We start from the raw sequence: 19,078 nt of genomic DNA, 5'->3' as shown, positions 1-19,078 counted from the left end.
CGTTGTGGAGGTCTGCATCTGTTTGAAAATACGAGAAATTATCTCTCGTATTGCATTCCATTGGCACCCGTCTCGATGCATCGAAAATTCATGCGTCAAACGATTGACTCGCAAGTTCATGCGCTGTTAGGTTCCATGACGACGTCAATTTATTGACGTCGCAAGCAGGGGAACGGGAGCTCCGGGGGGAGCGCTTCCATCGATGACGTCCAGGAAGGATGCAAGGGGGTACCGACCGGTCTCCGGTCGCCGCAGCGATGCCACTGAAGGAGTAGTGCGAATGGTAGATCGTCTTTATCCGGGGAAGTGTCGTTCCTTCCTCATGCCGGGCATTTCCTTGCCCGTCGCGGGCGTATCCGATTGCGCCAGACCATGTCGGGCTACACGCCCAGCTGGTCTACATCCGATGGCGGATACCCGCTGTCGTCGCTAGCTGAGACCGTAAGAAAGAGCGAGGTACGCACGGTTTTACGACCAGTGCAGCCACCCGCTCCGGAATCAGGGCACTCGTAATTCGGCAACGCCACGAGTTTTCGTCGGTGAAGGGGGGCCTTCGCCGGCCGGCGCGCAGGGAGGGGTCCCGGCGCCACATCATGGGAGAAAGCTTCATGACTTCACGATCACTGGCACAGGCCGCAGGCCTCGTGCTGACGGGCATCTTCACCGTAGCTGGCAGCGCATACGCGGCCGATACGCCGCAGGCCGCCCAGCAAACAGTCACCTTGCAGGGCGTCCAGGTAGCCATCGATCCGGCAACGGGCCGTTTGCGTGAGCCGACCGCCGCCGAGCGTGCGGCACTTTCTCAGGCCGTCGGCGCCAGGGCATTGCAGCAAAGTGCCTTCGTCGGTCAGCCGCTCGACGAGGTCGAGGCGCGTTCCACGTTCAAGAAGGTTCAGTTCCGCAACGGTGCGAGCGCCACGTCGGTGAAGGTGCCGGCGAGCCTGATGAGCAGTGTCGTGGCCGAGCGTTTGCCCGACGGCAGCCTTGCCATCCATCACGACGACGGCCAGACGCCGTCGAGCTCGAAGGCACCGGAGGTGACGCGATGATCCGCCGTACGCTGCTGTTTACCGCGCTTGCCGCGGTGGGAATGTTCGGCACCATCGCTACCGCGTCGGCCGCCGAAATCAAGATCGTCAACCAGGACACCGGTACGGGCAAGGGTCTCGACGATCCGACTCCCGCGGTGCCGGTGGGCGGCAATCCGGGGACGACGCGCGGCAAACAGGCGTTGATCGTCTATCAGTTCGCCGCCGATATCTGGGGTGCCGTCCTGAAAAGCGACGTGCCGATCGTCAACAACGCGACGTTCAAAAAGCTGTCCTGCGACGCGACGTCGGGCGTGCTCGGTTCGTCGGGTACGGTCAGCATCTTCACCTTCGACGCGGCCAATCTGCCGGCAGGCGCGGTGGCCAATACCTGGTATCACTCCGCTCTGACCGACGCACTCGCGCACGAAGACGGCGCGCCCGGCACCGCCGATATCCAGAGCCAGTTCAACGGCGCTCTCGGTACGCCGGGTTGTCTCGAGGGTTCGTCGTGGTACTTCGGTCTCGACGGCAAAACGCCCGCGGGCTCGATCAACTTCCTCAATGTCGTGCTCCACGAAATGGCGCATGGCCTGGGCTTCTCCGGCTTCGGCAGCCTGACGACCGGTCAGGGTTATCCGGACAGCAACGGCGTTCCGCATCCGGATATCTATTCGACCTTCGTTTACTCCGACACGCAGCAGAAGAAGTGGTACGACCTGACCGACGCGCAGCGCGTTACCGCCGCACTGGACGACGGCAAACTCGTATTCAGCGGCGCAACGGTAAAAGCCGAAGCACCGCTGGCACTGACCACGCCGCAAGTGTTCCGCGTTTCCGCACCGGCTGGCGCCGCGGGCGATTACGGCTTCTCGCAGGCGGCTTTCGGGCCGACCGCGACGTCGTCGAATCTCACCGGTAGCGTCGTCAGGGCGCAGAGCGGCGCCGATTCGCTCGGCTGCGTCGCGCTTACCAATGCGGCCGACGTAGCGGGAAAGATCGCCATTATCGATCGCGGTACCTGCGACTTCACGGTGAAGACGCTTAACGCACAGTCCGCTGGCGCCAGTGGCGTAATCATCGCGAACAACCAGGCGGGTGCCATCACCCCGGGCGGAACGCCCGCATCGCCGGTGACCATTCCGGTCATCGCGGTAAGCCAGGTGGACGGCAATACGCTGAAGGCGAACCTGACCGGTCTGACCGGCGCGGTTGCACTGGGTTCCGGTCTTGCCGGCGCCGATGCGGCCGGCAACGTACTGATCTATGCCCCGACCGTACTCGCACAGGGTTCGTCGTTCTCGCATTACGACACGCGTCTGACGCCGAACGCGATCATGGAATACGCGATCAGCCAGGATCTCGTAGGCCAGATCGATGTCGACCTGACACCGGCACTGTTCAAGGACATCGGCTGGGGCCTCAACACCACGACGCAGAAGTTGCTTACCTGCGACACGGGTATTCCGACCCTGGTGCCGGGTGGCGTGATCGTCGGCGCCAATGTGATCTCGAACGCGAAGGTGCTCGCGGGTGCCGCGGCTTCCGTGGGCGACTACCGCACGGCTATCGCCAGCTATGCCTCGCAGCTTGCGACCGATGGTCTCATCACCGCGGCACAGGCCAGCAGCCTCAACGCTTGCCTTTCCAGCGCCGAAACGCAGAAGCAGTTCGACGCGTGGGGCACCGGTGGCAGCAATCCGGGTACGCCCGCGATCGTGCTTGCCAACGGCGTAGCGCTGGCGGGTCAGAACGGCGCGGCGGGTAGTTCGGTGCTCTACAAGATCGCCGTTCCGGCGGGCGCGAAGAACCTTTCGTTCCGCACATTCGGCGGTTCGACCGGCGACGTGACCCTGTACGTCAAGGCGGATGCCGAGCCGACCACGACCGCTTACGACTTCGTGTCGCAGCGTCCGGGCAATACCGAAGCGGTGACGATCGCCGCGCCGAGGGCGGCAGCCACGTATTACCTGAAGGTAAGCGCGGGAACGAAGGCGTTCTCGGGTGTTTCCGTGTACGCGGGTTATACGCAGTAACTGGCTGAAAGAAGAAGTCCCGGTTCGCCGGGACTTCTTTCAAGGGGCCCGCGCAGCGCGGGCAGGGGAAGACAAATATCGACGTATGGACGGCCGAACGGGTCAATGCCCGGCGGCCGCGTGAATTCCGGTACGCCGCGTATGGGCGACGTACGTACAGCACGCAGTCCGGTGGCGCCTCAGGCGCCGTCACTCATTCGCTCAGACGCGGTTTCCGTGGGAGGAAAGTCTGTGAACACCATTTACAGCAAGGTTTGGAACAAGTCGCTCGGCATGCTGGTCGTTGCCTCGGAGCTAGCTCGTGCGAACGGCAAGGGCGGGAGTGCCCGGCGCGTTCGTGCATCGATGATGGTGCTGCCGCTGGCAGCCGGCGCACTGCTGGCGCTGGGCAGCGTACCCGCACAGGCGGGCACGATCTGCGCGGGCGATTTTTCCGGCCTGGCGCCCGTGGCGAAGGGCGATTCGGCATTTGCATGCGGTGTATCGGCGCGTGCCTCCGGCGCGTACAGCACGGCCGTGGGAACCATGAGCCGCGCGACGGGTAGCGCGAGCGCGGCATTCGGTCAGGACGCGGCGGCGACGAAGGACTATGCGACGGCCGTGGGTCAGAGCAGCCGCGCGACGGGCCTGCAGGCGACTGCGCTGGGTCAGGACGCCGTGGCAAGCCAGACATCGGCCATCGCGATCGGTCAGGGCAGCCGCGCGAGTGGTGTTCAGAGCAGCGCATTGGGTACCGGCGCACGCGCGACCGGCGCGACGTCGACGGCGGTTGGCGACAGCAGCCGCGCGACCGGCAATGCCAGTACGGCCGTGGGTCAGGGCAGTCGTGCAACGGGCGACGACAGCACGGCCCTTGGGCAGAACGCCAAAGCGACGGCGGATAACGCCGTAGCGATCGGTGCGGGCTCCGTGGCGAATCGGGCGGACAGCGTTTCCGTCGGCAAGACGGGCGCGGAACGGCAGATCACGAACGTTGCTGCCGGTACGACCGCTACCGATGCGGTGAACAAGGCGCAGCTCGATAAGCTGGCTGGCAGCGTTGCCGATGCCAGTCATTACTTCAAAGCCAATGGCCTGAGCGACGGCAGCGACAACGCGCAGGCCGATGGCAACCTGGCCACCGCGGCAGGCTCGAGCGCGTTCGCGCATGGCACCGGTGCGACGGCGTACGGCAGTGGCGCGACGGCATTCGGCAATCAATCGACGGCCACCGGTTTCAACAGCACGGCGCAAGGCGTGCAGAGTTCGGCGTATGGCGCGGGGGCGAGTGCGTCGGCGAATGGCGCGACAGCCATCGGCGGCCAGGCGGTGGACGCGAATGGCAAACCGCTGATTACGTACAGCGCGACGGGCGAAGCGGTCGGTCCGGCCAGCGCATCCGGCCTGTCGTCGACGGCGGTGGGCGCAAGCGCGCAGGCGGCGGGGCAGTTCGGTACGGCGCTCGGTACGGCTGCCTTTGCCGCTGGCGAGCAGTCGACGGCAGCGGGTTTCCTCGCCGAGGCCTCTGGCGCGGGTGCGACCGCGACGGGTAGCCAGGCTTATGCGGCGGGCGATCTGTCGCTGGCATCGGGTTATCAGGCAGCGGCGTACAGCGCGGGTGCGGTCGCCATCGGCGGCGGTGCGAGCGCGGCGGGTGCGAACAGCATCGCCATCGGCAATCTCGCCGAAACGGGCTTCAGTTTGTTCGGTCTGGAAAGTGCGAACGCGGTCGCGGTCGGTGCGGGCAGTTGGGTACTGGGTAATAACAGTACGTCGATCGGCGCGAATGCATGGACGATTGCCAATAACTCGGTCGCGATCGGTGCGGATTCGTACAACACCCGCGACAACACCGTGTCGGTTGGCGATGTCGGGAAAGAGCGGCAGATCACGAATGTCGCGGCCGGTACGGAAGGCACCGATGCGGTGAACAAGAACCAGCTCGATGCGGTATCGGGCAGCGTGGCGGATGCCAGCCATTACTTCAAAGCCAATGGTCTGAGCGATGGCAGCGACGACGCACAGGCGTTGGGCCAGTACGCCACGGCGGTGGGTTCGTCGGCGTTCGCGGCGGCGCAGGGTGCGACAGCACTGGGTAGCGGTGCGATTGCGTTGGGCGCGAATGCCACGGCGACGGGTACCAACAGTGTTGCGGATGGCATCAACAGTTCGGCGTACGGTGCGAGCGCGCAGGCGCATGGCCCGGGCAGCGTCGCGGTCGGTAGCGTGGCGGTCGACGAGAACGGCAATCCGCTGATCACCAGTGGCGGCGTGCCGGTGGAAACCGGTGCGACGAGTGCGGGCGTTGGCGGTACGGCGGTCGGTGCGAGTGCGCAGGCGAAAGGCTTCGCGGCATCGTCGTTCGGTGTGGGTGCGAACGCAGCGGGTAGCCAGTCGTTGGCGCTCGGCGCGGTCGCCAACGCGACAGGCAGCCTGTCGACGGCGGTCGGTACGCAGAGTACCGCGGCCGGTGCGAGCAGCGTCGCGGTGGGCGAAAGTGCACAAGCGACCGGGGACGAAAGCGTGGCGGTCGGCGGCTCGACGTTCTTCGGCTTCATTCCCGCACAAGCGACGGGACTGGGTGCATCGGCCTTCGGTGCCGGCGCCTGGGCGACGGCGGACTATGCGACGGGTCTTGGCTGGAACAGCTATGCCGATGGCATCAACAGCACGGCGGTGGGCGCCTCGGCATTTGCGTTGGCGGATAACAGTACGGCGCTGGGTGCGAACTCCACTGCCAACGCCGTCGACTCGGTTGCTATCGGTGCGAACTCGATCAACAACCGGGCGAACACGGTGTCGGTCGGTGCAGCCGGTAACGAGCGGCAGATCACGAATGTCGCGGATGGCACGGAAGGTACCGATGCCGTGAATAAAAATCAGCTCGATGCGGTGTCGAGTAGCGTTGCGGATGCGAGCCATTACTTCAAGGCCAACGGTCTGAGCGATGGCACCGACAATGCGCAGGCCGATGGCGATCTCGCGACGGCGGCGGGATCGAGCGCATTCGCGCATGGCACCGGCGCGACGGCGTACGGCAGTGGCGCAACGGCATTCGGCAGTCAGTCGACGGCCACCGGCTTTAACAGCACGGCGCAAGGCGTGCAGAGTTCGGCCTATGGCGCGGGTGCGAGTGCATCGGCGAACGGCGCGACGGCCATCGGCGGTCAGGCCGTCGATGAAAATGGCAAGCCGCTGATTACATACAGTTCGACCGGTGAGGCGGTGGGTCCAGCCAATGCGTCCGGCCTGTCGTCGACGGCGGTGGGCGCAAGCGCGCAGGCGGCGGGAAAGTTTGGTACGGCGCTTGGCACGGCGGCATTCGCCGCGGGTGAGCAATCGACGTCGGCCGGTTATCTTTCCGAGGCATCCGGCGCAGGTTCGACGGCACTTGGCGGTCAGTCCTATGCGGCCGGCGCAGTGTCGCTCGCTGCGGGTTATCGGTCGGCGGCGTATAGCGGCGGAGCGGTGGCGTTGGGTACGGGTTCGAGTGCTTCGGGCACCAACAGCGTGGCTATCGGCAATGGCGCGGAAACGGGGTTTGCCGGACTTGGTATCGAGAGTGCGAACTCGGTGGCGCTGGGTTCGGGAGCCTGGGCGTTCGGCGACAACAGTACGGCACTGGGTGCCGGTTCGCTGGTGGCATCGAATAATGCCGTGGCGATCGGCGCGAATTCGTTTACCAGTCGCGACAACACGGTATCGGTCGGCGATGTGGGTAACGAGCGGCAGATCACGAATGTCGCGGCCGGTACGGAAGGCACCGATGCGGTGAACAAGAACCAGCTCGATGCGGTATCGGGCAGCGTCGCGGATGCCAGCCATTACTTCAAAGCCAATGGTCTGAGCGATGGCAGCGACGACGCACAGGCGTTGGGTCAGTACGCCACGGCGGTGGGTTCGGCGGCGTTCGCGGCGGCGCAGGGTGCGACAGCACTGGGTAGCGGTGCGATTGCGTTGGGCATGAATGCCACGGCGACGGGTACCAACAGTGTTGCGGATGGCATCAACAGTTCGGCGTACGGTGCGAGCGCGCAGGCGCATGGCCCCGGCAGCGTCGCGGTCGGTAGCGTGGCGGTCGACGAGAACGGCAATCCGCTGATCACCAGTGGCGGCGTGCCGGTGGAAACCGGTGCGACGAGTGCGGGCGTTGGCGGTACGGCGGTCGGTGCGAGTGCGCAGGCGGAAGGTTTCGCGGCATCGTCGTTCGGTGTGGGTGCGAACGCAGCGGGTAGCCAGTCGTTGGCGCTCGGTGCGGTCGCCAACGCGACAGGCAGCCTGTCGACGGCCGTCGGCACGCAGAGTACCGCGGCCGGTGCGAGCAGCGTCGCGGTGGGCGAAAGTGCACAAGCGACCGGCGACGAAAGCGTGGCGGTCGGCGGCTCGACGTTCTTCGGCTTCATTCCCGCACAAGCGACAGGGCTGGGTGCATCGGCCTTCGGTGCCGGTGCCTGGGCGACGGCGGACTATGCGACGGGTCTTGGCTGGAACAGTTACGCCAGAGGTGTGAACAGCACGGCGGTCGGTGCGGCGTCATACGCCAAGGCGGACAACAGCACGGCGCTTGGCGCGAATGCGACGGCGAATGCCGTCGACTCGGTCGCTATCGGTGCGAACTCGGTCAACAACCGGGCGAACACGGTGTCGGTCGGCGATGTCGGCAGCGAGCGGCAGGTCACGAATGTCGCGGCCGGTACGGAAGGCACCGATGCGGTGAACAAGAACCAGCTCGATGCGGTATCGGGCAGCGTCGCGGATGCCAGCCATTACTTCAAGGCCAACGGTCTGAGCGATGGCAGCGACGACGCACAGGCGTTGGGTCAGTACGCAACGGCGGTGGGTTCGGCGGCATTCGCGGCGGCGCAGGGTGCGACAGCACTGGGTAGCGGTGCGATTGCGTTGGGCGTGAATGCCACGGCGACGGGTACCAACAGTGTTGCGGATGGCATCAACAGTTCGGCGTACGGTGCGAGCGCGCAGGCGCATGGCCCGGGCAGCGTCGCGGTCGGTAGCGTGGCGGTCGACGAGAACGGCAATCCGCTGATCACCAGTGGCGGCGTGCCGGTGGAAACCGGTGCGACGAGTGCGGGCGTTGGCGGTACGGCGGTCGGTGCGAGTGCGCAGGCGGAAGGTTTCGCGGCATCGTCGTTCGGTGTGGGTGCGAACGCAGCGGGTAGCCAGTCGTTGGCGCTCGGCGCGGTCGCCAACGCGACAGGCAGCCTGTCGACGGCGGTCGGCACGCAGAGTACCGCGGCTGGTGCGAGCAGCGTCGCGGTGGGCGAAAGTGCGCAGGCAACGGGCGCGGAAAGCATCGCGATCGGTGGGTCGTCCTTAGGGCTCTTCCCGGCCATGGCCAGCGGAGCCGGTGCGGTGGCACTGGGCGCGGGTTCGTGGGCTACGGGTGAGTACGCTTCGGCGGTCGGCTGGAACAGTACCGCTCGCGGCGCCTCCAGCGTGGCCTTCGGCGAAACGGCGTCGGCAAGCGATCTCGGTGCCAGTGCTATCGGCGCGCAGTCGAGCGCGGGCGGTGTGCAGTCGACGGCGGTCGGTGCGGGTGCGGCGACGGACGGCGATTTCGCGTCCGCCATCGGCAGCGGCAGTTATGCGGCTACCGCGAATGCAACCGCAGTCGGCGGCCTCGCCGTGGCATCGGGCGCGAACAGCACGTCCCTCGGATACCAGGCGGCGGCGAATGCAGCCAATTCGGTGGCGTTGGGTGCCAACTCGGTGACCACGCGAGCCAATACGGTGTCGGTCGGCGACGTCGGCAAGGAACGCCAGGTGACCAATGTCGCCGCCGGTACCACGGGTACCGACGCGGTCAACGTCGATCAGCTGAACAACCTTGCGGACCATGTCGGCGCCGCCAGCCGCTACGTTGCCGCTACCGGCGACGGTAACGACGATGCGGAGGTCAAGGGCAAGTATGCGACGGCGGTCGGCTCATCGGCCTTCGGTCTCGGGGATGGCACGACGGCCCTGGGTAGCGGTGCGACGGCGACGGCGAAGAATGCGACCGCCAGCGGTTTCAACGCGACGGCATTGGGAGCGAGTTCGACCGCTACCGGTGCGAAAGCGCAGGCGACGAAGGAATACGGTACGGCAAACGGTGCCGAAAGCCTGGCCAGCGGCGAGCAGTCGACCGCGGTCGGTGCGGTAAGCGTGGCGAGTGGCGATGGTGCGCTGGCGACGGGTGCATTGAGCGAAGCGTCGGGTGTCGAAGCGACGGCGAGCGGCTACTACGCCACTGCATCGGGAGAGGGCGCGACGGCTACCGGTGCGGAGAGCGTGGCCAGCGGAAAAGAATCGGTTGCCAACGGTCTTCTGGCTACCGCTTCCGCGAATCATGCCGTGGCGATCGGCGGCCTTTCAACGGCGTCGGCGGCAAACAGCACCGCGATCGGTTACGGCGCGACCGCGAATGCAGCCAACTCCGTCGCGATCGGCGCCAACTCGACCGTCAATCGCGCGAACACGGTCTCCGTGGGCAGCACCGGCAACGAGCGGCAGATTGCGAACGTGGCGGCCGGTACGCGTGCGACCGATGCCGTGAACGTGAAACAGCTGGGCGATGCGGTATCCGCCATGGATGCCGTTGCCGCCGGTGCGGCGAGCTATGGCGACGCGGTGGCCCAGGCTCTGGGCGGCGGCGCGACCATGGGAGCGACGGGTTTCATCGGACCGGTTTATCGGGCCCAGGGATCGTCGTATCACAGCATTGGCGACGCACTGGGTGCGCTGGACGGCGCGTTGACCAGCCTGAACGGTCGTGTGAATACGCTCGAGAACAGTCGCACTGGGGGTGGTGGAAGTGTCATTCCGCATGTGGAGCCGGCGGTCACTCCGCCTGTTGTAACGCCTGCAGCCGTGACGCCTGCGGCGATCGTCGAAGGCACCGGCAACGGCATCGCGATCGGTACCGGTAGCCATGCCAAGGATCCGGGCGATCTGGCTATCGGCAACAACGCCACGATCGGTGCGGATAACAGTACCGCCATAGGCACGAATGCGACCGTCACAGCTACTGCGACGAACGCGGTCGCTCTCGGTGCGGGCTCGGTCGCGGATCAGGCAAACACAGTGTCCGTGGGCACGTCCACGGCGCAGCGTCGTGTGGTCAATGTTGCGGCGGGCACGGCACCTACCGATGCCGCCAACGTGGGGCAGGTCGATCAGGCGCTGACGACGGCGAAGCAGTACGCGGACAACGGCGATGTGCAGACGCTCAATAGTGCCAAGGCGTATACCGATCAGAAGGTCGGCTCGATGGTCAGCGGTTCGTCGTTCGACCAGTTCAAGCGCGATACGGATAACCGGTTCACGCGTCTGGACGACAAGCTGAACAAGGTGGGGGCGATGGGTGCGGCGATGTCGCAGATGGCATTCAGTACCCAGGGCATTAATACGGATAACCGTATCGGCGTGGGCGTGGGCGGTTATCGGGGCCAGGCGGCGTTGTCCGTTGGGTACTCGCGTTCCCTCGCTCCCAACGCCAACGTCACCTTCGGTGCCGCCGTCAGTGGAAGTGAGAGTTCCGGTGGCGTGGGTGTAGGTATCGGCTGGTAAACGGGCCGGAATTCCCCTGGGGAATTTCGGGAAATCACGCAGGGCCGGCGCTGTGCGCCGGCCCTCGTTGTTTGAGTTGCGTCGCATTACCCGGAACAGTGGTCGCCGAGCGTGCCCGGTATGTGATAACAATGTGGGCCCGTACGTACAGGATTGTGCGGACGCAACCCCAACGATCGCACTGGATCTGGAGAACGCATGTCGGCGACGACCGCGCATAAGGACATGCTGACTGGCGAACCGGGCGAGGTCGAGATCTGCGCCTATCTGGTAGCGCGTGGGCGTCTTAAAGACAGCGACCTGACGCGTGCGCGCCGTCTGCACGAGGAAACGCCCGAAGGCACGTTGACCGCGCTGATGGCGCGGTTGGGTCTGGTGTCGGAGCGGGACCTGGCGGATGCCTGGTCCGAGCTGCTGGCGTTGCCGCTGCTGGCGGCGAAGGACGCGCCGGAGTTGCCGCCGGCGGACGTGGAGCTGTCGGTGCGGTTTCTGAAGCAGTACCACGTGGTCCCGGTGCGCGACGGCGAGGACGGGCTGGCCCTGCTGGTGGCCGATCCGGCCGACCCGTACCCGTTGCAGGCCGCGCGGCTGGCCTGGGGCCGCGAGGTGGGTCTGCGGGTGGGTCTGCGCTCGGAGATCGACGACCTGATCGAGCGCTATTACGGGCAGGGCCGGTCGGCGATGGGCAGCATCGTGGAGAGTCTGGACGGTAGCCAGGCGGTCGAGGACGATGTCGAGCACCTGCGCGACCTGGCCTCCGAGGCGCCGGTGATCCGGCTGGTCAACCTGATTTTGCAACGGGCGGTCGAGCAGCGCGCCTCGGACGTGCACATCGAGCCGTTCGAGAACCGGCTGAAGGTGCGCTACCGGATCGACGGGGTGCTGCACGAGGTGGAAGCGCCGCCGTCCAGTTCGACCGCGGCGGTGATTTCGCGGGTGAAGATCATGGCCCGGCTCAACATCGCCGAGCGGCGGCTGCCGCAGGACGGACGGATCCAGTTGCGGGTGCAGGGCAAGGAGCTGGACCTGCGCGTGTCGACGGTGCCGACCAGCTTCGGCGAGTCGGTGGTGATGCGTATCCTGGACCGCGAGTCGATCGTGTTCGACTTCGCCTCGCTGGGCTTTACCGAGCATTTCCAGTCGCGCTTCGTCGAGGTGCTGGACCGCCCGCACGGGATTCTGTTGGTGACCGGGCCGACCGGCTCGGGCAAGACGACGACGCTGTATACGGCGCTCTCGCAGATCAACACGCCGGACGTGAAGATCATCACGGTCGAGGACCCGGTGGAGTACCAGATCGAAGGGATCAACCAGATCCAGGTCAAGCCGCAGATCGGGCTGGACTTCGCCGGGGCGCTGCGCTCGATCGTGCGCCAGGACCCGGACGTGATCATGATCGGCGAGATGCGCGATCTGGAGACCTGCCGGATCGCGATCCAGTCGGCGCTGACCGGGCATCTGGTGCTCTCGACGTTGCATACGAACAGCGCCTCGGGCGGGATCACCCGGTTGCTGGACATGGGCGTGGAGGATTACCTCTTGGGCTCGACGGTGAACGGGATCCTGGCCCAGCGGCTGGTCCGCCGGCTGGACCCGGACACGGCGACGGCGTACGAGGCGTTGCCCGAGGTGATCGCGCAGTTCGAGCTGCACAAGTACACCGACGAGCGGCCGATCCGCTTGTGGAAGCCGGGGACCAGCGCGACCAACCCGAGCGGGTACCGCGGGCGGCGGGCGATCATGGAGTTTCTGGTGATGAGCGACCCTTTACGCCGGCTGGTGATGCAGCGGGCGGACGCGGGGGAGATCGAGCGTCAGGCGCGGGCCGAAGGGATGCGCACGATGTACGAGGACGGGCTGGCCAAGGCGGTCGCGGGGATCACCACGATCGAGGAGGTGCTGCGTGTTACGCAGGAGTCCTGACGGGAGGCCCTCGCCATGAGCCAGTTCCGCTACCGGGCGATCAGCGCGAGCGGCGAGGCGCTGAGCGGGCAGATGGACGCGCCCTCGCTGGCCGAGGTGATCGCGCGCTTGCAGGAGCAGGGGCATACGCCGCTCGACGCGGCGCCGGCCGAGGGCGACGGCAGCGCGAGCGGGCTGGCCGGGCTGTTCCGCAAGGGGCCGTTCACCGGCGACCAGCTGGCCCAGTTCACCCACCAGTTGGCGACCCTGCTCGGGGCCGGGCAGCCGCTGGACCGGGCGCTGGGGATCCTGCTCGACCTGCCCGAAGGCGAGCGGGCCAAACACCTGGTGGAGCGGATCCGCGACCGGGTCCGTGGCGGCACGACGCTGTCGCAGGCGCTGGACGAAGAGCACGGGGTGTTCCCGCGGCTGTACGTCAGCCTGGTCCGCGCCGGCGAAGCGGGCGGCTCGCTGGACGAGACCTTACGCCGGCTGGCCGAGTACCTGGAGCGTTCGCAGGCGCTGCGCGGGAGCATCGTCAACGCGCTGATCTACCCGGCCTTCCTGATGGTCGGGGTGCTCGGCTCGCTGGTGTTGCTGCTGGCCTACGTGGTCCCGCAGTTCGTGCCGATCTTCGCCGACATGCAGGTGCCGGTGCCGTGGATCACCTCGGCGGTGCTCGCCCTGGGCACGGCGATCTCGGACGGGTGGTGGGCGATGCTCGCGGCGATCGTCGGCACGGCGGTGTTCGTGCGCCTGCGCCTGCGCGACCCGGACGCGAAGCGGGCCTTCCACGCGCGGCTGCTGACGATGCGGGTGGCCGGACCGCTGCTGCTGAAGGTGGAGACCGCGCGGATCGCGCGGACCATCGGCACCCTATTGAAGAACGGCGTGCCGCTGCTCTCGGCGCTGACCATCGCCCGCCAGGTCACCGGCAACCGCGCGCTGGACGCGGCGCTGGCCCAGGCGGCCGAGCAGGTCAAGGGCGGGGCCGGGCTGGGCGTGGCCCTGGCCCAGGCCGAGCGCTTCCCGCGGCTGGCCCTGCAGATGGTCCAGGTCGGCGAGGAAGCCGGCGCGCTGGACAGCATGCTGCTGAAGGTGGCCGACACCTTCGACGTGGAGGCCAAGCGGGCGATCGACCGGCTGCTGGCCGCGCTGGTGCCGGCGCTGACCATCGTGATGACGGTGATGGTCGCGATCATCATGGCCGCGATCCTGCTGCCGTTGCTGAGCCTGACCAGCAACATCAATTAATCGCATCCTAAGGAGACCCCATGCGCGCGCAACCGACTTACCGTACCCGACTGGCCCGCGGCTTCACGCTGCTGGAAATGCTCGCCGTGATCGTGCTGATCGGGATCATCGGGGCGATCGTGGTGACCCAGGTGGGCAAGAACGTGGACAAGGGCAAGTACGGGGCGGGCAAGGCGCAGCTGACCACGCTGGGGCAGAAGATCGAGAACTACGCGCTGGACAACGGCACGCCGCCGGCGGCGCTGGACGACCTGATGGTCAAGCCGGCCGACGCGGGGAGCTGGCAGGGCCCGTACGCGAAGCCGTCGGACCTGAAGGACCCGTGGGGTCATCCGTTCGGGTACCGCTACCCGGGCGAGCACGGCAGCTTCGACCTGGTGTTTTACGGGCAGGACGGCAAGGCGGGCGGCGAGGGCTACTCGGCCGACGTCGGCAACTGGCAGTAACGGCACCGGCATGCGCGCGCGCGGCTTCACCCTGTTCGAGATGCTGGCGGTGATCCTGTTGATCGGGATCGCGGCGGCGGCGGTGTCGATCCCGGTGACCCAGGGGCTGGCCAGCGCGCGGGTGAGTGCGGCCAGCGGGGAGCTGGCCGCGGCGCTGCGCTGGACGCGGGCGCAGGCGATCGTGCGCGGGGAAAGTCTGGCGCTGGAAGTGGACACGGCCGGGGCGACCTACCGGGCCCCGGGCAAGCCGGCGGTGCGGCTGCCCAAGGGCATGACGCTGGCGTTGACCAGCGCGCAGGAAGACCGGGTGAATGCGACGACCGGACGGATCCGCTTCTTCCCCGACGGCAGCTCGACCGGCGGGCGGGTGACGCTGGGACGGGGCACCCGCGAATGGCACGTCAATGTCGGCTGGTTGACCGGGGCGGTGAGCGTGGTTGTCACGCAATGAATGTCCCGCGTTTCCGCGCAGCGCGCGGCTTCAGTCTGCTGGAAGTGATTGCCGCCATCGCGATTCTGGCGATTGCGTTCGCGGCATTGATGCAGGTCGCCGGGAGCTCGATGAGTCTCACGGCGCGCGCTGGCGAACGTACGCAGGCCGCGTTGCGCGCGCGTTCGATGCTCGACAGTGCCTTCGTGATGGAGCCCTTGCGGGAGGGCTCAAGCGAAGGACGTTTCGACGATACGTATCGGTGGCGTATGACGGTAACGCCCTGGCAGGCCGCTGCTTCCGGCAATGGCGTGCCGCAGGACGCGTCCCGTCGTTTGTATCGACTCGATCTCGATGTGCTCTGGGGTGGCGACAACAACGAGCGCAGTGCGCGCTTCAGCACGCTGCGCATGGGTGCGCCGCCGCCCGGAGGCCTGCCATGAAGCGTGTCCAGGGCTTTAGCCTGATGGAAGTGCTGGCGGCGCTCGCCTTGCTCACGATCGTACTGCTGGGCGTTTATTCCGGCGTGCGTACCGCGTCGCGCATCGTTCGCAGCGGCGATGCCGCGATCGAACGTATGGATGCGATCCGGTCGACGCAGGGATTCCTGCGCGCGGAACTGGCCCAGGCACTGAACGTCGGTTTCGATCGCAACGACGACGGCGACCCCATCGTTTTCAACGGCGATGCGAAGACACTTCGTTTCGTGGCGCCGCTGCCGGGCTATCTCGGCAAGCTGGGTCCGCAATTGCAGACCATCAGCCTCGTGGACGATGGCCATCGGACCCTTCGACTGGAAGCCAGTTTCGCGTTGTTGCCGCCCGATGGCGGCGAACCGAAAACGGTCGGCGAGCCCGAAGTCCTTCTGCGCGGCATTCGCCGTGGCGGGTTCGAGTATCGCGGTCTGGACGACCAGAACCAGCCGGGCGACTGGCAGGAAACATGGCCGGACGGTCGCCGGACGCCCTCGCTCGTACGGGTGTCCCTCGTACTCGACGGCGGTACGGCGTGGCCGACGATGGACGCCCCTTTGCGCATCGACCCTTCGGCGACCGGCGGTCCGAATTCATTGTCGCGCGGTCTGCGCGGTCAGGTGATCCGGTGATCCGCTCCTATCGCTCATCGCGCGGGGTCGCCTTGTTGATCGTGCTGTGGGGCTGCACGCTGCTTGCCATCATGCTCGGCGGATTCGCGATGCTGGCACGTACGGAAGGATTGCAGGCGCGTTACCAGTTTGCCCAGACGCAGGCGCACTACGCGGCGGAAGCGGGCATCGTGCGGGCAGTGCAGGCGCTGCAGGACCCGGACGCCAACGCACGCTGGATCGCCGACGGTCGCTCGTACACTTTTCCTTTCGACAACGCGACCGTGCACGTCAGCGTGACCGACGAGGACGGCAAGGTCGATCTGAATGCAGCGTCGGATCAGGTGCTGGTGGCGCTCTTCGTTGCCGCGGGCGTCGAAGAAGATCGCGCAAAGCGGTTGTCGGCCGCCGTGCAGGACTGGCGCAATCCGACCGAGGGATCGCTGCCCAATGGTGCGAAGAAGCCCCAGTACGAAGCGGCCGGATTGGACTACGGCCCGCGCAACGGTCCTTTCGCTACGGTAGAGGAAGTGCGGATGGTGCTTGGCATGGACCCGAAGACCTTCGCGACGATCGCCCCGGCGATCACGATCTGGTCGGGGCGCGAACGCCCCAATACCGCGCATGCTCCGCCACTCGCCCTGGCCGCCGTGCCGGGCCTCGGCCCCGATCAGGCCAGCGCGATCCTCGCGCAACGCAACGACACCACGGGCAGCGCGCTTGCCGGCGGCAACGGCGTCACCCATACGATTCGTGCGGAGGCCATTCTTACCGACCAGACGAGGTCTATCCTTACAGCGACGATCCGTCTGCGTGGGATAAGATCGGGAACTCAGCCCTACGCCGTATTGCGATGGCGCGAAGGAGACGGTGAATGACCGCAATGCAGGACGCCATCGGAGTTCCCCTGGAGCGATTGCGCCGCGTCTGGCGCACATCGCCTCTGCCGCCGTTTTTTGCATGGTGGGGCGGTGAACTGCACAAGCTCCTGCCTTCCCGCATACGGTCGTTGCTGGACGGAGGCGCCCACTGGTTCCTGCTGGAACGCGACGATCACGGCTGGTCGTTGCGGCGTGCCGGCGAAACGGATGCCCTGGTTCGTGTCGCCGACGACGATGCCGATGCGTTGCAGACGCGTGCGCTGATCGATGCGATGGCCGGTGTCGATCCCGCGGATCGGTATGTCGCACTGTGTCTGCCCGTCTCCGACGTGTTGCGTCGCCGTCTCGTGCTGCCATTGGCGGCGCGCGACAATCTGCGTCAGGTCGTCGGCTACGACGTCGACCGCCAGACGCCGTTCCGCTCCGACGACGTGCATTTCGGAGTTCGCGAACTTACCGGCCCGGCGCCCGAGGGGCGCTTCGTTGCGGAACTGGCCGCCGTGCCGCGCGCCCGGCTCGATCCGTTGCTGGACCGTCTTCAGGCACTGGGCATTCCGCTGGATCGTGTCGACGTCGTCGATGGCGCGGTGCGGGCGGGTGTCGATCTTCTTCCTCCGGGGCGGGCGACGCGGCGGCTCAATGCACGCGGACGAACGAATATCGCGTTGGCCGCCGCTTGTGTCCTGCTGGTCTTCGCATGCATGGCCGGGTGGCTGCACAACCGCGAATCGGCACTGGACGCCATGCGGGACCAGGTGGAATCCATGCGCGGCGACGCGCAGCGTGTCGCCGCCTTACGCCAGCGTCTTACCGACAGCGCCGGCGCATCGGGCTTTCTTACCCAGCGCAAGGCGGAAGTGCCCGCCGTGCTGCCGGTACTCAACGAACTTACCCATCGTCTGCCCGACGACACCTGGCTTGAACGCTTCACTCTCAACGCGAGCGGACAGATCGGTTTTCAGGGGCAGAGTCCGCAGGCCGCGCGACTCATCGATACCCTGAAGGGTGCCACCTATCTTGGCGAGCCGAGTTTCCAGGGCACGATTCAGACCGATCCGACGTCGGGCAAAGAGCGCTTCTATATGCAGGCACGCGCCCATGTGGTCAAGCCGGAGGTCGCCCGTGCGAATGAAGCCCGCTGAGTCGCGCGCCGCCGCCGTACTCCTGCTGATCGCCGTGATCGTCATCGCTTACTTCGTGCTGGTGCACTGGTGGTTTGTGTCGCCGCAACTGGCTATCGCCAACGAAATGGCCGACCTGCGCGACACGCAGCGCAGATATGCCACGGCGATCGCGGAACGTCCCGCGCTTCAGAAACGGCTTGCCGGACTTGCCCAGGGGCAGACCCAGAGCAGCGCTTTCCTGCCCGAGGACGATACCAACGCGGCGGCGGCTGGCCTGATGCAGCGCATCGTCGATGTCGCGGCCGCGCATCACGACGACGGCGCATGCGATGTCGTGCAGAAGCAGCCGGTGCCCAGTCAGGAAAAAGCGTCCGATCCCTACCGGAAGGTCACGGTCAATATCAGCCTGCGTTGCCACATGCAGCCGTTGGCGGCCGTGCTGCACGATATCGAGGAAGACTCGCCCTACCTGTTCATTGAAGACTTCAGCGTTTATCGCAATCCGGTGGCGGCGCGTTCCGGCGCGCCGGTGCCCATGGAAGTGCAGTTCACCGTATCGGGTTACATCCGTCAGGCGAACGCGCCCGCGCCGAAGGGGGCTTCGTGAACGCCGCCGCCCAACGTCGCCTGACGCCCGTACTGGCCCTGGTCGGTGCCGTTCTGGCCGTCGTTCTTGTCGTTTTTCTCGGCGGCCTGGGGCGCGGCGTGCACTGGGACGAGCCCCTGGCGGCATCCCCACCTCCGCCCGCACGCCCCGCGCCGATGCCGACGCCGGTTCCGCTGGCGACCTTCGCCGAAGTCTGGCAACGGCCGCTGTTCAATAACGATCGCAAGCCCGTACAGATTGCCGATGGCGACAGCGAGGCGAGCAACATCGGCGACCTCGAACTGACGGGCATCATCATGACGTCCGGTCTGCGAATGGCGCTGCTGCGCGATAAAGGCAAGGACGTTACGGTGCGCGTGCGCGAAGGTGGCGTACTGGAAGGGCACTGGACACTGGTGACGCTCGCGCCACGCAGCGCCACGTTCGATAACGGCGGCGAGCATCGCGAACTGACGTTGAAGGTGAGTGCGCCGGAGCCGCTGAAGGATGCGCCGCGCCGGGCCGATGCTCCTCCTGGCATTCCTCCGGGCATCCCGCCACCGCAACCGCCGGGTGGGACGCCTCCGCGCGTACAGCGTCCGGTTTCCAGTTCGTCGATGACGGGTCCGAACTTGCCCCGTCCGCGTCAGGACGATGCCGCGTTGCAGGATCAACGCGTCGAAGCATTGAAGGCCGCTGTGCAGAAGCGCAGGGCCGAGCAACAGCAACAGGCTGAATCCGCCAAGGAAGGAGTACGGTGAA

At 66.5% G+C, this 19,078-nt stretch carries 13 protein-coding genes; all 13 read left to right on the top strand.

Going from position 1 to position 19,078, the window contains the following annotated elements:
* Positions 1-608 precede the first annotated feature (608 nt).
* The 13 genes from AC3IR3_RS18630 to AC3IR3_RS18570 all read left to right on the top strand — a co-directional run bounded on the left by AC3IR3_RS18630 (position 609) and on the right by AC3IR3_RS18570 (position 19,077).
* Positions 609-1,049: a post-PEP-CTERM-1 domain-containing protein gene (locus AC3IR3_RS18630; protein ID WP_489194328.1), complete on the top strand. Its 441-nt coding sequence runs from the start codon at positions 609-611 to the stop codon at positions 1,047-1,049.
* Positions 1,046-3,064, top strand: a complete 2,019-nt coding sequence (locus AC3IR3_RS18625) for a PA domain-containing protein (RefSeq protein WP_489194326.1) — start codon at positions 1,046-1,048, stop codon at positions 3,062-3,064. Before AC3IR3_RS18630 ends, AC3IR3_RS18625 begins: the two co-directional genes overlap by 4 nt.
* A gap of 231 nt (positions 3,065-3,295) precedes the next feature.
* Positions 3,296-10,609 (top strand): ESPR-type extended signal peptide-containing protein, encoded by a 7,314-nt coding sequence (locus AC3IR3_RS18620; RefSeq protein WP_489194325.1) that lies wholly within the window; start codon positions 3,296-3,298, stop codon positions 10,607-10,609.
* 198 nt (positions 10,610-10,807) lie between these two features.
* On the top strand, positions 10,808-12,532 hold the full coding sequence (gene gspE / locus AC3IR3_RS18615; RefSeq protein ID WP_489194323.1) for a type II secretion system ATPase GspE: 1,725 nt from the start codon (positions 10,808-10,810) through the stop codon (positions 12,530-12,532).
* A gap of 15 nt (positions 12,533-12,547) precedes the next feature.
* A complete protein-coding gene (gene gspF / locus AC3IR3_RS18610; RefSeq protein WP_489194321.1) occupies positions 12,548-13,765 on the top strand; it encodes a type II secretion system inner membrane protein GspF in 1,218 nt (405 codons plus the stop codon).
* A 77-nt stretch (positions 13,766-13,842) separates the two neighbouring features.
* Positions 13,843-14,211 (top strand): type II secretion system protein GspG, encoded by a 369-nt coding sequence (locus AC3IR3_RS18605; protein WP_489196968.1) that lies wholly within the window; start codon positions 13,843-13,845, stop codon positions 14,209-14,211.
* Positions 14,212-14,221: 10 nt separating this feature from the next.
* Positions 14,222-14,662: a GspH/FimT family pseudopilin gene (locus AC3IR3_RS18600; protein ID WP_489194320.1), complete on the top strand. Its 441-nt coding sequence runs from the start codon at positions 14,222-14,224 to the stop codon at positions 14,660-14,662.
* Positions 14,659-15,084 carry a prepilin-type N-terminal cleavage/methylation domain-containing protein gene (locus AC3IR3_RS18595; RefSeq protein ID WP_132146060.1) on the top strand — a complete coding sequence of 142 codons (426 nt, stop codon included), beginning with the start codon at positions 14,659-14,661 and terminating at the stop codon, positions 15,082-15,084. Before AC3IR3_RS18600 ends, AC3IR3_RS18595 begins: the two co-directional genes overlap by 4 nt.
* The gene (locus AC3IR3_RS18590; RefSeq protein WP_489194318.1) at positions 15,081-15,746 is read left to right on the top strand and encodes a type II secretion system protein GspJ; all 666 of its coding nucleotides are present in this window, start codon (positions 15,081-15,083) and stop codon (positions 15,744-15,746) included. The genes AC3IR3_RS18595 and AC3IR3_RS18590 overlap by 4 nt, the downstream gene beginning before the upstream one ends.
* Positions 15,743-16,603: a type II secretion system minor pseudopilin gene (locus tag AC3IR3_RS18585; protein WP_489194317.1), complete on the top strand. Its 861-nt coding sequence runs from the start codon at positions 15,743-15,745 to the stop codon at positions 16,601-16,603. Before AC3IR3_RS18590 ends, AC3IR3_RS18585 begins: the two co-directional genes overlap by 4 nt.
* Positions 16,600-17,748: a type II secretion system protein GspL gene (locus AC3IR3_RS18580; protein WP_489194315.1), complete on the top strand. Its 1,149-nt coding sequence runs from the start codon at positions 16,600-16,602 to the stop codon at positions 17,746-17,748. Before AC3IR3_RS18585 ends, AC3IR3_RS18580 begins: the two co-directional genes overlap by 4 nt.
* Positions 17,735-18,337 carry a type II secretion system protein GspM gene (gspM, locus tag AC3IR3_RS18575; RefSeq protein WP_489196967.1) on the top strand — a complete coding sequence of 201 codons (603 nt, stop codon included), beginning with the start codon at positions 17,735-17,737 and terminating at the stop codon, positions 18,335-18,337. Before AC3IR3_RS18580 ends, gspM begins: the two co-directional genes overlap by 14 nt.
* Entirely contained in the window at positions 18,334-19,077 is a 744-nt protein-coding gene (locus AC3IR3_RS18570) for a hypothetical protein (protein WP_489194313.1), read from the top strand. The genes gspM and AC3IR3_RS18570 overlap by 4 nt, the downstream gene beginning before the upstream one ends.
* Position 19,078: the final 1 nt, after the last annotated feature.

This window comes from Luteibacter sp. GL_149, from assembly GCF_057834065.1.
This window is presented reverse-complemented; position numbering and strand designations above follow the sequence as displayed.

What these genes read in the sequence shown, in the direction of transcription:
- AC3IR3_RS18630 (WP_489194328.1), top strand. Translation starts at nt 609, where the DNA reads ATGACTTCACGATCACTGGCACAGGCCGCAGGCCTCGTGCTGACGGGC.
- AC3IR3_RS18625 (WP_489194326.1), top strand. Translation starts at nt 1,046, where the DNA reads ATGATCCGCCGTACGCTGCTGTTTACCGCGCTTGCCGCGGTGGGAATG.
- gspE (WP_489194323.1), top strand. Translation starts at nt 10,808, where the DNA reads ATGTCGGCGACGACCGCGCATAAGGACATGCTGACTGGCGAACCGGGC.
- gspF (WP_489194321.1), top strand. Translation starts at nt 12,548, where the DNA reads ATGAGCCAGTTCCGCTACCGGGCGATCAGCGCGAGCGGCGAGGCGCTG.
- AC3IR3_RS18605 (WP_489196968.1), top strand. Translation starts at nt 13,843, where the DNA reads ATGCTCGCCGTGATCGTGCTGATCGGGATCATCGGGGCGATCGTGGTG.
- AC3IR3_RS18600 (WP_489194320.1), top strand. Translation starts at nt 14,222, where the DNA reads ATGCGCGCGCGCGGCTTCACCCTGTTCGAGATGCTGGCGGTGATCCTG.
- AC3IR3_RS18595 (WP_132146060.1), top strand. Translation starts at nt 14,659, where the DNA reads ATGAATGTCCCGCGTTTCCGCGCAGCGCGCGGCTTCAGTCTGCTGGAA.
- AC3IR3_RS18590 (WP_489194318.1), top strand. Translation starts at nt 15,081, where the DNA reads ATGAAGCGTGTCCAGGGCTTTAGCCTGATGGAAGTGCTGGCGGCGCTC.
- AC3IR3_RS18580 (WP_489194315.1), top strand. Translation starts at nt 16,600, where the DNA reads ATGACCGCAATGCAGGACGCCATCGGAGTTCCCCTGGAGCGATTGCGC.
- gspM (WP_489196967.1), top strand. Translation starts at nt 17,735, where the DNA reads ATGAAGCCCGCTGAGTCGCGCGCCGCCGCCGTACTCCTGCTGATCGCC.